General features: G+C 54.8%; 12 protein-coding genes. 7 read left to right on the top strand and 5 right to left on the bottom strand.

Annotation, left to right across the window (positions count from 1 at the left end; genetic code table 11):
- Positions 1-2: 2 nt before the first annotated feature.
- Both RQ935_RS06835 and RQ935_RS06830 read right to left on the bottom strand, forming a co-directional pair.
- Complete coding sequence (locus RQ935_RS06835; RefSeq protein WP_297723979.1) at positions 3-572, bottom strand: DsrE/DsrF/DrsH-like family protein; 570 nt, start codon at positions 570-572, stop codon at positions 3-5.
- A 72-nt stretch (positions 573-644) separates the two neighbouring features.
- The gene (locus tag RQ935_RS06830) at positions 645-2,366 is read right to left on the bottom strand and encodes a TusE/DsrC/DsvC family sulfur relay protein (RefSeq protein WP_311497727.1); all 1,722 of its coding nucleotides are present in this window, start codon (positions 2,364-2,366) and stop codon (positions 645-647) included.
- Positions 2,367-2,521: 155 nt separating this feature from the next.
- Here RQ935_RS06830 and RQ935_RS06825 point away from each other — a divergent pair, with 155 nt between their 5' ends.
- Both RQ935_RS06825 and RQ935_RS06820 read left to right on the top strand, forming a co-directional pair.
- Positions 2,522-3,958 (top strand): MurT ligase domain-containing protein, encoded by a 1,437-nt coding sequence (locus tag RQ935_RS06825; protein ID WP_399532181.1) that lies wholly within the window; start codon positions 2,522-2,524, stop codon positions 3,956-3,958.
- A complete protein-coding gene (locus RQ935_RS06820; protein ID WP_311497726.1) occupies positions 3,955-4,794 on the top strand; it encodes a glutamine amidotransferase in 840 nt (279 codons plus the stop codon). Before RQ935_RS06825 ends, RQ935_RS06820 begins: the two co-directional genes overlap by 4 nt.
- Here RQ935_RS06820 and RQ935_RS06815 read toward each other — a convergent pair.
- Both RQ935_RS06815 and RQ935_RS06810 read right to left on the bottom strand, forming a co-directional pair.
- Positions 4,787-5,362, bottom strand: coding sequence for an NYN domain-containing protein (locus RQ935_RS06815; protein ID WP_311497725.1), 576 nt, complete (start codon positions 5,360-5,362; stop codon positions 4,787-4,789). The genes RQ935_RS06820 and RQ935_RS06815 overlap by 8 nt on opposite strands.
- 188 nt (positions 5,363-5,550) lie before the next feature.
- Positions 5,551-7,566, bottom strand: a complete 2,016-nt coding sequence (locus RQ935_RS06810; RefSeq protein WP_399532214.1) for a TPM domain-containing protein — start codon at positions 7,564-7,566, stop codon at positions 5,551-5,553.
- A 194-nt stretch (positions 7,567-7,760) separates the two neighbouring features.
- On the opposite strand from RQ935_RS06810, the gene RQ935_RS06805 reads away from it, so the two are divergent.
- From RQ935_RS06805 to RQ935_RS06795, 3 genes are read left to right on the top strand one after another with little or no spacing between them, the layout of a single operon-like run.
- Positions 7,761-8,138: a cold shock domain-containing protein gene (locus tag RQ935_RS06805; RefSeq protein WP_311497723.1), complete on the top strand. Its 378-nt coding sequence runs from the start codon at positions 7,761-7,763 to the stop codon at positions 8,136-8,138.
- A gap of 53 nt (positions 8,139-8,191) precedes the next feature.
- Positions 8,192-9,010, top strand: a complete 819-nt coding sequence (locus RQ935_RS06800) for a DUF3027 domain-containing protein (RefSeq protein ID WP_311497722.1) — start codon at positions 8,192-8,194, stop codon at positions 9,008-9,010.
- Between the two features lie 53 nt (positions 9,011-9,063).
- On the top strand, positions 9,064-10,560 hold the full coding sequence (locus tag RQ935_RS06795) for an NCS2 family permease (protein WP_311497721.1): 1,497 nt from the start codon (positions 9,064-9,066) through the stop codon (positions 10,558-10,560).
- A gap of 62 nt (positions 10,561-10,622) precedes the next feature.
- Here RQ935_RS06795 and serC read toward each other — a convergent pair whose 3' ends face one another.
- Positions 10,623-11,747: a phosphoserine transaminase gene (gene serC, locus RQ935_RS06790; RefSeq protein ID WP_311497720.1), complete on the bottom strand. Its 1,125-nt coding sequence runs from the start codon at positions 11,745-11,747 to the stop codon at positions 10,623-10,625.
- A 222-nt stretch (positions 11,748-11,969) separates the two neighbouring features.
- Between serC and RQ935_RS06785 the strand changes: the two genes are divergently transcribed.
- Positions 11,970-12,683, top strand: coding sequence for a metal-dependent transcriptional regulator (locus RQ935_RS06785; protein ID WP_311497719.1), 714 nt, complete (start codon positions 11,970-11,972; stop codon positions 12,681-12,683).
- 156 nt (positions 12,684-12,839) lie between these two features.
- On the top strand, positions 12,840-13,598 hold the full coding sequence (locus RQ935_RS06780; RefSeq protein ID WP_311497718.1) for an NlpC/P60 family protein: 759 nt from the start codon (positions 12,840-12,842) through the stop codon (positions 13,596-13,598).
- Positions 13,599-13,705 lie beyond the last annotated feature (107 nt).

The raw sequence follows: 13,705 nt of genomic DNA, 5'->3' as shown, positions 1-13,705 counted from the left end.
ACTTAGATGAAGATAATCTGCGACCCTTCAGACAGTTCGATGAAGGTACCGGCATCGACTATCCCCCTGACGGACTTGTGCAGATGACGAGGAGTCAGCTTCATCATGTCCGCCGAAAGTTTACAGGCCCACAGATCCGCCCCCAACTGAGCAATTTGTTCAATCATGTCTCGTACTGGTGGAATTTCGTTTTTTTGCAGTTCATTTTTCAGGTACCAAGTGGAAAGTTTCGTCATGCCCGGAAGTATTCCTAATGAAGGAGAAAAATGCATATCCCCCAATCCGGGATAATATTTTTCTAGCGCGGGAATGTGCATGGCGGTGTTGCCTTGCACGGTGAACTTGAGCCGATCCATCGTACGTTTATTGATTAAGTCCAACCCCCAGAATGTAAAGAATATATCCACGTGGACACCTGCATTGAGAGCGGAGTGAGCCATAATCAAGGCGGGATAGGCCATATCGAGGTTGCCTTTGGAGCAGATAAACGCCATCTTGCGGTTTACGTAAGTGATTTCGTCTGCGTCTTGCGCCGCGTCGGCATTTGTGGGTGTTTCATGTGCTTGAGTCATAATCCTTGTTCCTGATTTTCTGTTTCGTCGCTCAGAAGGTTCGTGGGTTAGATTTGCTAGTTTGGTTCGTTTTTACACGCACCCCACCGGTTTCGGAGCCCCAGCGATGAAAGCTAGCTTTTTCGCAGGCTTGGCTCCGAAAATTTCAAACACGGTTTTAACCTCGAACCCACCAACTTTAGCAATCCGTCCCAAGGTAGGAGAGACACCGTGCTGCTCGAATTCGTGGCGGACAAAACGCACCACTTCCCAAGCCGTATCGTCGAGCTCTAAGTGCAAAGCCGCCGCCAACCCCTTGGCTACTTCGTCATTCCACTGTTCAGGACGAATCATGAAACCCTCATCGGTCACGTCAATAGGTATGCCATTGACTTGATGCAGTACGGGAAGTTGGCCTCTTGTGGCGAAAACTGGCGGTTCTGGATTCAACGTGGAGGGTTCAGACGCTAGTGGAACTGGAGGAGCCACCTTGACTCGAGGAATCCGAACCTGTGGAAAAGAGGGCGCTTTTCGACGCGGTTTCGGGGGAAGGGCAGTGACACCATCGTCCCGCAAGCCCCATCGTGCAAAATCCTTGCCGGCTTTAGGCATATCACGAGGTAGCAGTAACGGAAGACCGCGTATTAAGAGACCCCAATATGCGAGGTAGAACCCCATTTTAGCCATGTGATTGAGACGTGATTCTTTCAACAGGCGCAAAGGACCCACATAGGGGATAGGGAACTTGCCCGTTACAGGCTGAACGTCATAGTTAAAGTCGAGCAACAGCGCCTTGTGAAATCCTGATTCAATAAAGCAGTTGGTGTGTCCGTCGAAAGATTCCGTCATGGGCTTGCCACGCATGTAGTTGATGAAATTTGGCACGAAAGTCTTGGCCTGGAAATGAATCGCTGCTCCCGCTTTGGAAGTTGGCAAATTCCCCGCATCTCCCAGTACGAAAATATCGGGGTAGGCGGTGGATTGCAGCGTGTGCTTATCCACGGAAACATAGTTGGATTCATCGCCTAAGCCAGAATCAGCAATGTATTGCTGACCCATAATCGGAGGGGTTGTCACCAGCAAATCAAAAGGGATTGCCCGCCCATCGTAGCCCATTAGAACTTTGTTTTTCGGGTCGATGTACTCGACGTTAAAGTCGGTTTCCACCTCGATATCACGATGGCGTAACAAGTCCCCAAGTTGTGCTTTAGCTACCGGTTTGGTGAAAGCGCCGTCCAGGGGGGTGACGAAAGTAATATCGATGTCTAAGCGACGGTGACGCATAAAAAAGAACCAATCAGCCAAAAGCGCGAATTCCAACGGAGCCACGGGACACTTGATGGGCATCTCTGAGATGTGAACGACCAGATGGCCCTGTTTGAACTGTTGCATGGCCTGGTGTAAGCGAACGGCACCGCCAAAGCTATAAAAATCATAGACGGATTTACGCCAAACCCTAGGATCGTTCATTCCCGGCACTTGGTCAGGACGGGTGGTGCAGCCCGTGGCAATGATGAGGTAATGGTAAGAGATGGTCTGACTTCCCAGCTCCACTGTTTTAGTGACTGGATCGACCCGTTTGATGGTGTCCATAAGAAAACGTACGCCTTTCGGTAGGAAACGCGAACGAGGCTTCACTATGCTGCGGGGCTTATACATACCAAAAGGAAGGAATAAGTATCCCGGCTGGTAGTGATGGCTATTGTCACGGTCCACCACCGTGACTCTGTATTCGTTGGGTGGGAGTTCCCTGTGCAAGCGATTAGCGATGGTTGAACCGGCAGTGCCGCCGCCGAGTATGACGATTTGCTGCATGACATTCTCCTTCGACATCTTCGCCCATAGCATTGCGTAAAAAGTTATTACATAACATAGAATTTGCTGTTATATCAATAGATTTCCATGTTAACATTAGACAATATGCAGAATTGCATGAGGTTGTTTTTCATTATTGCCCTTAGAATTGTTTTGTGAGTTCATCCGTTTCTTCCTCAGACGTAGACAGTCTATCGGTCTTATCTTGGAAAGGCCGACTAAATTTTCGTGATTCTGTGGCATTAAGGGCGGGCAGATGCGCAGCGTGGCTGTCCCGAGTTACCGGACGCGGCAGCGGGGGCATGATTGGGGGTCGGGTGGCGCTGCGGCTGCAGCCCCAGATTCTGGAGCATTTGGCGGAACACCGACTTATCGCCCTCGTAACGGGCACTAACGGAAAAACCACGACTACGCGAATGCTCAGTGAAGCGGTCTCGGAGGGTGGCTTAGCTGTAGCCTCAAACCGTGGCGGGGACAATATGCCTCCCGGCGTCGTCACGGCGTTGATGTCGAATTTGCACGCTAGAGTAGCGATTTTAGAAATTGATGAAATGCACTTGGAACTTGTCGCAAAAGCGACCTGTCCGCGGGTCATAGTGTTGTTGAATCTCTCGCGTGACCAACTGGATCGGGTCGGGGAAATTGCGGTCATTGAAAAGCGCATTCGCGCTGCAATCGATGAAAATCCGCAGGCCTACGTGGTTGCCAATGTGGACGACCCCCTAATGACCTCGGCAGCCTGGGATAGTGCGCACCCCGTCTGGGTCGCGGCAGGCAAAGGCTGGAGTGGAGACTCGCTGACGGCACCTCGAACCGGCGGAGCGATAATTTATTCCCCTGACAAACCGGATACGCCGACTGACGAACCTCGTGAATTGGCTTCCGGTCTGGATCAAGAAGTATTGTGGCGCTCGGTTCCGGTCGAGGAATTGTTGGCCAATGAGGTGCCTTGGGACAGGCCCCCGACTCAGTCAGATTTCGCCCGGCCCAACCCGAAGTGGATTTGGAAAGCCGAGAGTTTCCAAGCCGGTGACCCCGTGCGGCTGGTAGATACCGGCAGCGGGCAGGAAACGACCGCGACGGTGCGGCTCCCTGGTAGAGCCAACCGCGGTAACGCCCTGCAGGCTTTCGTCGCGGCGAGGCTACTGGGAATAGAGGCGCAAGATGCTGCCGCAGGTATCGCCAGAGTGAGAGATGTGGCGGGTCGCTACGCGAGTTTTAGCGTGCAAGGACGCCACATTCGGATGCTTTTGGCAAAGAACCCGGCCGGGTGGATGGAATCCTTGACGATGCTCAATCCGCAGGCTGGAATCATTGTGGGAGTTAATGGCCAAATCGCCGACGGGACCGACCTGAGTTGGCTGTGGGATGTGAACTTCGAGGCGCTGAGCGGGAAAACTGTAGTGGCCACCGGCGAACGCGGCGCAGACTTGCAGGTACGTTTGAACTATGCGGGCATCGAGACGCGCTGGGCTCCGACGGTTTCGGAAGCTATCGAGATGGCTGACCCCGGCGAAGTCGATATGTTGTTGAATTACACAAGTTTCCGTGACGCACGGGCCGAATTTGTAGCACAGGGGTGGTTGCGGTGAGTGAATCAACGTTACGTATCGGGGTGCTGATGCCCGAGGTCTTGGGTACCTACGGGGACAGTGGCAACGCGGTGGTGCTGGCGCATCGAGCCAAATTATTGGGTTACCAATCTGAAATTATCCGTGTGAGCTGCACTGATGCCATCCCTGATGATTTGGATATCTATACTTTGGGCGGCGGGGAAGATATCGCTCAAACCATTGCCTCGCGCCGCCTACTGACGGACCGCGGATTGGAACGCGCGGTACAAAATGGGAAGCCCGTCCTGGCCATATGTGCCGCTTTCCAGGTCTTGGGAACCTGGTATACGGACGCGGAAGGCAAACGCACCGAAGGTGCAGGGCTGCTCGACGTGGTGACCTTGCCGCAAGGGGCTCGGGCTATTGGAGAATTGGTCAGTTCCGCGAGCGGTTTACAGTTGTCGCGCGAGCTGACCGAGCCCCTGACCGGTTTTGAGAACCATGGGGGCGCAACGCTCTTAGGTGGGGACGCTTTTCCGTTGGGATTCGTGACTTATGGAACCGGCAACGGTCAGCCCGGGGTGGCTCCTGGCCTGGCTGACGGTGTTAGCGCACAAGCCGGGGTACAGGCGGGACGCGAAGTCAGTCGGGAGATTCCTGATGGCTATCGGGCTGCAGAGGACGGAAGAGCGGTGGAAGGCTGCGTGCAGGGTTCTATCATTGCGACCTATATGCACGGACCGTGTTTAGCGCGTAACCCGCAGCTGGCGGACTTGTTGTTAGCACGTGCTTTGGGCGCGACCCTTCCGTTGGCAGTACCGGAAATTCCCGGGCTGCAGCGTTTACGCCGAGAGCGATTAGCGGCGATTAAATAAAATCTTCCGGGGCAAATTCGCTCAGTTCGATGGCTCCGATGCGGGGCAACGGTGCGTTGAAAGCGTGAATTTCGCGCTCTAAATCGACGATTTTTAGACCGTTTTCCTCCAGAGTGCGCAGCTCGCCAGAGAGGAATTCTTCAAATCCCACGACCGTAACGTCGTGGTCGTTATGCAGCAGACTACGCAGTTGAGGCTCAAAATCCCCATCGTGAGAAACTAATACCACATTTCCGTATTCTTGTTTGTCAATGGCCTCTAAGGTGCGCTGAATTCCCACGTCAACGACCTTTTCGTCCCCTTCGGAGGTGAGGGGAATCGGCTGATAATCCATCGCTAACAAGGCTTGGACAAACGTCATGGGCATATGGGCAGACGCGTTCAAAAAGAACAGCCCTTTGGTTTGGCCGGGAAAGGTCTCCGAGACGTAGTCGCGAACCCGATCCCAGCGGGGGCGTTCGTCAGGGTCAGGGCGGCGTCCCAAGACACTCAACCCCAGGGTGGCGTCGATGTTCTCTCCATCGACCAGAAGGTAAGTTGTTTCTTCTTCAGGAATTTGCAGCTTCATTGAGTTTTTCTTTGCTTATGGTGTTTTCTTTAAATTTTCACAATTTGAACAGCCGAGATTTCCGAAAGCTATCCCGGAATTTTCAAAACGTCTCAGTAGTTTACAACTTTTTTAGCCGTGCCGTCAGTCAGATAACTTTTCCTAAAAAACAGTTTTGACCCGGGAGCCGGGTCAAAACTGCTCTCAAACTATTTAGCCGGCGTAGGGAAGGCTACTGGAATCCCACTGCCTAACTGAACCAGCATCTCTGCGCTGGTAGAGAGCATTGTCATCCCTATGAGCGGTTCTTGCGGAAGCTTCTCTCGCGCCTGGGCGATGAGCTGCTCGCAGCGAGACAATTCCACTTCTATCTGCGGGTCGATGCTCTTGCGGCGCAACATGATATTCGTGCGTAGCAGCTCCAGATGCTGTTGCTCCCATGCCAGACGCAGCGGGAACTGATTTTGCAACTGAGCCAATTCTTGCGCCAGAACCGAAGTGCCATAGACATTAAACAGATTTGCTTGCAGACCGCAGAGTTTGCTCAGGGCCACAATGGGGTCGCCCTCTCCGGCCAGAGCCTTGCGGGCTTTTTCCATAGTCCGTAGCGTGATGGCAATTTCCTGCCCGTTCGCCTCGGGGTCGTAAGTCCGGATGGTTTGCACGTCCGCATTCAGCCTTTCCAGCATCGTGGATAGGTGTTCTCTGGTTTGGGACAAGAAGGCGCCGAGTTTCGTGATGTGTTCCAGGGCGAATTCGGTCTGGGTGATAGCCCGTTCAGAACCGCGCGCGTAACGGATTGCAGTCTTGGAATCGCCTTCCTGCAGGCACTTTTGCCCGGACAAGATGCCTTTGTAGGCTGCCTTTAACAACCGCTTTGACTGACTGAGGTTCGCGCTGGCATGACCCAAATTCGCTTGCGGATAGTCGACTTCCAGCTGCCGTTCCACCGTCTCGACCTGGGCCAGAGACTTCCGCGCCCGGTTCCAGGAAGCTGCCAACCGATTGAGGGAAGCCTCAACCTGGTCGGGGTGATAGCGGCGTTTCGTGAATTCCAGCACTTCGGCAGACAGAGCCTGCTTAACCTGGCGAGCCGAATCCTCAAGTTGCCCAGCTTCCTCACGGTTGACCACGTCGGCTCCCGCCAGCCAGTTCATCAAGGCATTAGCCTGGTCGCGGGAGGATTCCAGGGTAGCGGCGAAGCTGCTGGTTTCCGCCTCTCCGAAGGCTTGTACGGAGGCGTGCAGGTCTTCGGTGGCCGCAAAAATGGAATTGTTCAAGTCGTTCAAGGCGCTAAGTCCGCGTTCAAAGTTGGCTTCGTTTTCTGCGGCAGCCGCTTCGTCAAATAGCATTTCCGGCTCTGGATAGACCGGGGTTTCGGGCTGGTAGTCTTCCAGCGGCGCCCCCGCTCCATAGACATCAGCCGGAACTGCCCCGGGGGCAGCCGCTACAAAATCAGGAGTGCCGATGGGAGGAACGGGCTGCGCGACGTTGGCTTGCAGCTGGGTTTCGGCTGGCTCCCCGGAGGCAAACGCCTCGCTACCTTCGAATTCGCTGTCATGGTCGGCGCTCTCGACCGCGTCAAAGTCGACGGTGTCGTGAGGCTTGGCTGCGGTGTTGTAGGAATTCCGCCGATAAATTGCGATAGCCAAAGCCACCGCCACCAGCATCGCCAAAATGAGCATAAGGATGAACCAATTACTGGTGGAACGTCCTGATACATCGGTATCACCCGCAGGAGCCGCGGAGCCGGAGCCTGCTGACATAGCCAGATCCATTAACTGCTGAACGAAAGAACTCACGCCCGAAGCGTATTCACCGTTGCTCAACTGGTAAGGCAAAACCTGCATAGCCCGGTCTCCGGCCTGGGCACTATTGATAGCCGAACCCGCGGTGGAAGAGGCCGCAATCTCTCCCGAACCGTTCTCATCAGGGTTGTAGGCGATAGAGAGCAGGTAGGAATTGGCCTCCAAGTGCGATAGCTGCATCGTTTTCTCGTTCCATTCACGAGGAGAGAGCTCACCGAAATCGGGAACGATAACGATATAGACCGACATATTAAAATTCTTGGCGGCCTCGATGGAACTTTTTACCTGATAGATGCCGTCATCACCCAGTTTGTTATCGGGGTCGTAAATCTGGTTGCTGGAAATATCCAGGGGATCGGCCGCGGGCTGGATAGCGGGAAAAGCTTGAGCGAAGTTCGCTGGAGCGAACCCCGCCATCAGCAGAACGAAACCTGCCGCTATAAAACGAACTCTTGAAAACACAGTAACTTTGCTACTTTCTTTCGAACACAACAAACGTTACCTATAACTTTATCTCAGCTGGGGCTTGCAGTTAGACTGGTTGGGTTGAAATTTTTGCCGCAATCGTTAGATTTGAGCGGTAAGTGAACCAAAATTTTAGAGGAGGACAAGTGCCGAGCGGGAAAGTGAAATGGTACGACGCTGTCAAAGGCTTCGGGTTTGTGGCCGGAGCCGACGGTGAAGAGGTGTTCCTACACGCCTCGGCTCTGCCCGAGGACGTGGTGGATTTGCATCCCGGCACCAAGGTCGAATACTCGGTCGTTGACGGCAAACGCGGCCGCCAAGCCATGAATGTGACCGTGGTGGAAAAACTTCCTTCCGTAGCCAAAGCGCAGCGCAAGAAAGCTGCCGATATGGTTCCTATTGTGGAGGATCTCATTCGGATTCTCGACGACGCCTCGGGAAGCCTGCGGCGGGGAAAGTATCCTGAAAACGGCAAGCAGATTGCCAAGATGCTGAAAATCGTAGCGCAGTCTTTTGAAGCCTAAACGCCTGCCGAAAGAATGAAACCAGACCAAGAAGTGACACGAAGGAGCTGTTGATGGCTCGGAAACAAACACAAACGACTAAGTCAGCCGGGGACCCGGAGCCCGATTCAGTGCTGGCCAAACAGTCCGACCTGGCCCGCAAGGCCCTGAAATCTATCACGAAAGATGAAGAGGTCGGGGAACACTTGCGGGTGGAAGCCACCGGCGAACGTCTGGTGACGCACTTTTTCGAGTGCCTGAAACCGGGGTACAAGGGCTGGGTGTGGGCTGTCAGCTTGACCCGGGTTCCGCATGGGCGGATTGGGACAGTGTGTGAAACAGACCTGCTACCTGCCGAGGGCGCCTTGCTGGCACCCCCGTGGATACCGTGGTCACAGCGGTTGGAGCCCGGCGACCTGGGGCGAAAAGACCGGACTCCCTACGATCCGGACGACCCGAACCTCGACCAGGGATATGAAGCTACCGGCGAGGACGCTGACCAGCTGGCCCTGTGGGAACTGGGACTGGGGCGCAAACGGGTGTTGAATCGGGAAGGTCGCAATGCGGCGGTAAAACGCTGGCTGCGTGACGTGCATTCCCGAACCGAACTGGATCGTCACGGTAATCCACCGGAGAATCCCTGCTCTACCTGCGGTTACCTGTGGAAAGTTAGTGGTTCGTTGCGGCTGGAGTTTGGCTTGTGCACCAACGCGTGGAGTCCTGACGACGGACACGTGGTGGCGATGGACCACACTTGTGGGGCGCATTCAGAAACCGATGCGGATCTGACACCGAGTACGTTGCCGGTGGGGCGAACCTTCTTGGACGACAAATCCTTGCAGGAACTTGATCCGGATGAGATTACCCTTTCGGGAAAAGCTGCGGACGCATAAGCCCGTGACGTTGCGTTTTGGCTTATTGTCAGGGAAACGACTAGCGTTAAACGGTGAGCAATAATACAACGAAAACTGCAAACAAATCCGGTAAGAAAACCACTACTGGTTTCACCCGCACCAGCGGAGAACTTGATGGTTTTTTCGAACTCTCCAAGCGTAAATCTTCCGTAAGGCAAGAAATCCGCGGCGGCCTGGTGACCTTCTTTGCGATGGCTTACATCCTGGTCGTCAATCCCTCCATCCTGATTGCGGCCGCCAGCGCCGGTGGAGCTGAAAGTGTCACCCCTGCCTCTATTGCGGCGGGAACTGCCCTGGTCGGCGGCTTGATGACCATCTTGATGGGGCTGGTAGCAAACTTCCCCTTGGCTCTGGCGGCTGGTATGGGGCTGAACGCGATGGTGTCTTTCACCCTGGTGCTCGGTCCCTTCGGGCTATCCTACGGCGAAGCGATGGGACTCATCTTTTGGGAGGGCGTCGTCATTACGCTGCTGGTGGTCACCGGTTTCCGGGAGGCTGTCTTTAACGCCGTACCCAGCCAGCTGAAAGTCGCTATCTCGGTCGGTATTGGTTTATTCATCGCGTTGGTAGGCCTCATCAACGCAGGAGTTGTCCGTCCGGGAGGCACTCCGGTTCAGCTCGGTATCGGAGGATCCTTCGCGGGCTGGCCGATGGTCGTGTTCCTCATCGGTTTTGTGGTCATTTTGGTTCTCTACATTCGCAAGGTTCAGGCCGCCATTCTCATCGGGATTGTAGTGTCTTCCGTTTTCGCAGTCATTATCCAAGCGATTGTCAAGATTCCGCTGATGACTGATGAGACCGGCAAGGTCGTCAACGAAACTGGCTGGACCAAGAACATTCCTGCTTTGCAGGGCTCGCCCGTGCAGCTTCCTGATTTCGCCACCTTCGGCCAGATTGACTTCTTTGGGGCGTTCACTAAGCTCCCGGTAATTTCCGTGCTGCTGCTGATTTTCTCCCTGATGCTGGCGGACTTCTTTGACACGATGGGCACGATGGTCGGAGTCGGCGCAGCCGGCGGTTTGCTCGATGAGAAAGGTAACCCGCCGCGTACTCTCCAGATTCTGCTCGTGGACTCCCTCGCTGCCATGGCCGGCGGTTTGGGCGGCGTTTCCTCGAACACCTCCTACGTGGAGTCCACCTCCGGCGTAGGCGCAGGAGCCCGTACCGGTTTGTCCTCGGTCGTGGTCGGGGTATGTTTCCTGCTGTCCATGTTCTTTGCCCCGCTAGTAGAGCTGGTGCCGGCAGAAGCCGCGTCAACCGCCCTGGTCTTTGTGGGATTCCTGATGATGACGCAGGTGGCGGACATTGATTGGAAGAACGCTGAGAATGCGATTCCAGCCTTCCTGGCTATCGCCATGATGCCGTTCTCTTACTCGATTACCGCTGGTATCGGGTTTGGCTGCATCGCTTTCATCATCATGAAATTGTCGCGCGGTAAGTTCAAAGAGATTCACCCGCTGATGTGGGTGGTGGGCATTTTGTTCGTTATCTACTTTGCCTTGGGACCCATTCAGGCTCTCTTTGCCTAACTGAGTTCTGACGTAAAAGACCCGGCCAAGACCTTGGTCGGGTCTTTTACCATTTATTGTCGCTACAGGCGTTCGATAACGTAGTCGAGACAGGCCAGCAGTGCGGCCGTGTCGGCGGGGTCAGTAGAGGGGAAAGTTCCGATACGCAACTGGTTGCGGCCTACTGCGCGGTAAGGACTGAGGTCAACGATGCCGTTGTCGCGCAGGATCTGGAGCAGAGCCGCAGTATCAACGGAGGCATCAAACTCTACGGTAGAAACAACCGGGGAGCGCTTTGCGGGGTCTGAGACAAAGGGAGAAGCGAAAGACTGAGCTTGTGCCCACGTATAAATCGCCTCCGAGCTGGCCCGAACCCGCTGTTGCGCCGCCTGGAGCCCGCCGAGTCTGTCCAACCACTGCAACTGGGAGTGCAGCAGTTCCAACGTGGCGATAGCCGGCGTATTCAAAGTCTGGTTCTTTACAGAATTTGCCACCGCAGTTTGCAAGTTCAAAATTGCGGGAATCCAGCGACCTGCGGAAGGGTTTTCGGTTATCTCAGCGGCACGTTCCACTGCTTGGGGAGAGAGGAAAGCGAACCACAGTCCGCCGTCTGACCCCAGAGCCTTTTGTAGGGAAAAATAGTATGCATCAGTCTGGGCTAGATTGACCGGCACGGAACCGGCGATGGAAGTTGCGTCAATCAGTACCAGCTGATCGGCGTGGCCCAGGCGTTTCACCGGCGCGATCGCCCCGGTAGAGGTTTCCTGTTGCGGCCAAGCGTAAACATCGGCCTGCTCACTGGGCTGCGGGAGGGTAGAGTCGCCCAACTCGGCCTTGGTGATGAGTGATTCCTCAAGGAAGGGTGCCCCCGAAGTCTCTTTGGCGAACTTTTCACCGAAAGAACCAAAGACGGCGTGGGCGGCCTGGTGGCGAACCAAAGACGCCGTGGCGGCGGCCCAGAAAGTGGTGGCTCCGCCGTTGCCGAGAGCCACCGTGTAATCGGCGGGAACCTCGAAAAGGGTACGCATCCGCGAGATACAGTCAGCCACCAGATTCTTAACCGGAGGTTGACGGTGAGACGTTCCCATGAGGGTCGAATGACCCAAATGCTCCAGCTGCTCACGACGAATCAGGGTGGGTCCACAGCCAAAACGGCCGTCTTTGGGCAAAAGTTCGGCGGGAATCTTTAGGTTCGCATATTCACTCACGTTTCGATTATGCCACCACCCCTATCAGGCCGAACAATCCGCGGGAACCCGACCCAAGACTCTTGTGAAGAATAGAGAAAGAGACCGGGAAAATTAGCCGGAGTAAAGAACCTGACCGGAGAGGTGCCCGCTAGTTAAGAATTTTGATAAATTAGAGGGAGTTCTTAGCGGCGAAAAAACTGATTGTTGTTGAGAAGTCACGATGCAGAAAGAATCACACGAATGAGTGAACTGGTCGATACCACGGAAATGTATCTGAAAGTCATCTACGAGATGATGGAAGACGGAGTGGCTCCGTTGCGAGCCCGAATCGTGGAGAGATTGGGCCATTCAGGGCCAACGGTCAGCCAGACCATATCCCGCATGGAGCGTGACCGACTGCTGAGTCTGGAAGACGATCGAAAAATTACGCTGACTGAACAGGGGTTGCGCGATGCCACCGAGGTTATTCGCAAACACAGGCTGGCAGAACGGCTCTTGACCGACGTTATCGGCTTGCCTTGGGACGAAGCCCACGATGAAGCCTGCCGTTGGGAACACGTCATGAGTGAGAAAGTCGAGTCCCTGTTGCTGGCGCTGCTGCAAATGCCGGACTATGATCCCTATGGCAATCCGATCCCCCGCCGAGTTAAGAACTATAAGAGCTATAACCCCACAGTCGAGGGAGCTACCCTGGATTCGTTCTGGCGTCGTCACCCTGACGGCGGAGCGGTACAAATCGGGAGAATCGGAGAGCCGGTACAAGCCTGTGAGGGAATTCTTAAGAAATTAAGTGAAGCCAAAATGTTACCTGGCTCTAAGGTTACGCTCAGGTTTGACGACGGCGCTGAGGTTGCGACACTTTTCCTTGAAAACAAAGGGAAAAGTAGCGAAAAAGACCTGCCGGCCGTGGCGATTCCACGCGATCTCTTCAAGCATTTTTTCATAAAGCTATAGGCAAAAATTGCCCAAATCTTGTCAAAATCACCGGGAATTGTTATCCAAATGTGACATTTGAAATTCAATGGTGTAGTGTTGTAAGCACGTTCTTAGGACGGGTCGAACCGTCCGGAACCTGAACTTGAAATCAGGCCTTCAAGGAAAGGGACAAAGTTGGCTAACACCACTTCTCGGGCTCGGCATCGCGCCGCAACTAAGCCTGTCACACCTTTAGATTCTTTGAAAAACATCGATGGAAAGAAAGGGTTTGTAGCCGCAGCCTCCGCCGGTTTGGCGCTGGGCACCGTATGGGCTGGTTCAGCTATTGCTGCTCCAGAAGGCGCGGACACCCCTTCCCAGGCCAAAGTGCCGGTTTCCGCTCAGGTAGGCGACGCCGTTGCGCAGGCGCATCTCGCGGTTGCCGCTAACCCGGTGGTCACCGCTCCTGAGAACGTGGCGTGGACTGAGGGTCAGGTCGAGGTACCGGCTCAGCAACAGCAGGCGCAGGCTCAGCGTGCTAATAACAATCACGGCACTGCTAATCGCACTGCCGGACGCGCCGCGGTTTCGGCCGCTCCGATTTCCATCCCGGCTAATATCGCCGGCGGTTCTATCGCTGACATTGCCCTGCGTTACCAGGGTGTGCCCTACGTCTATGGCGGAACCACGCCCAATGGCTTTGATTGCTCCGGTTTCGTTGGTTACGTTTACAACCAGGCCGGGATTGCCCTGCCCCGTACTTCGTGGGCTCAAGGCTCTTCTGGCAAGCACGTTTCCGCCGGGGAAGCCCAAGCAGGCGACATCGTTTACTACGGCGGCCACGTTGGCGTCTATCTCGGCGAAGGCAAGATGGTGCACTCTCCGCGCCCTGGCGAATCCGTGAGGGTTCAGCAGGTTTACGGTAATCCTGAATACGTGCGTATCGGTCAGTAACTACCAAACTTAGGCGAGTGGAGTCGGTATTCTGGCTCCACTTTCGCTTTTTAGGGTTAAGTAACATTTTGTGTGTCTTTTGCCGGGCGTGTCGTTAGTGTGAGTGG

Origin of the sequence: uncultured Mobiluncus sp. (genome assembly GCF_963511525.1) — a bacterium.
GTDB lineage: Bacteria > Actinomycetota > Actinomycetes > Actinomycetales > Actinomycetaceae > Mobiluncus.
The sequence above is the reverse complement of the archived record's forward strand: the minus strand, read 5'-3'. Positions and strand labels throughout refer to the sequence as shown.

Excerpts from the sequence above, each read along its gene's own strand:
- RQ935_RS06835 (WP_297723979.1), bottom strand. The coding sequence starts at position 572 with ATGACTCAAGCACATGAAACACCCACAAATGCCGACGCGGCGCAAGAC.
- RQ935_RS06830 (WP_311497727.1), bottom strand. The coding sequence starts at position 2,366 with ATGCAGCAAATCGTCATACTCGGCGGCGGCACTGCCGGTTCAACCATC.
- RQ935_RS06815 (WP_311497725.1), bottom strand. The coding sequence starts at position 5,362 with ATGAAGCTGCAAATTCCTGAAGAAGAAACAACTTACCTTCTGGTCGAT.
- RQ935_RS06810 (WP_399532214.1), bottom strand. The coding sequence starts at position 7,566 with ATGGCGGGGTTCGCTCCAGCGAACTTCGCTCAAGCTTTTCCCGCTATC.
- RQ935_RS06800 (WP_311497722.1), top strand. The coding sequence starts at position 8,192 with ATGGCTCGGAAACAAACACAAACGACTAAGTCAGCCGGGGACCCGGAG.
- RQ935_RS06785 (WP_311497719.1), top strand. The coding sequence starts at position 11,970 with ATGAGTGAACTGGTCGATACCACGGAAATGTATCTGAAAGTCATCTAC.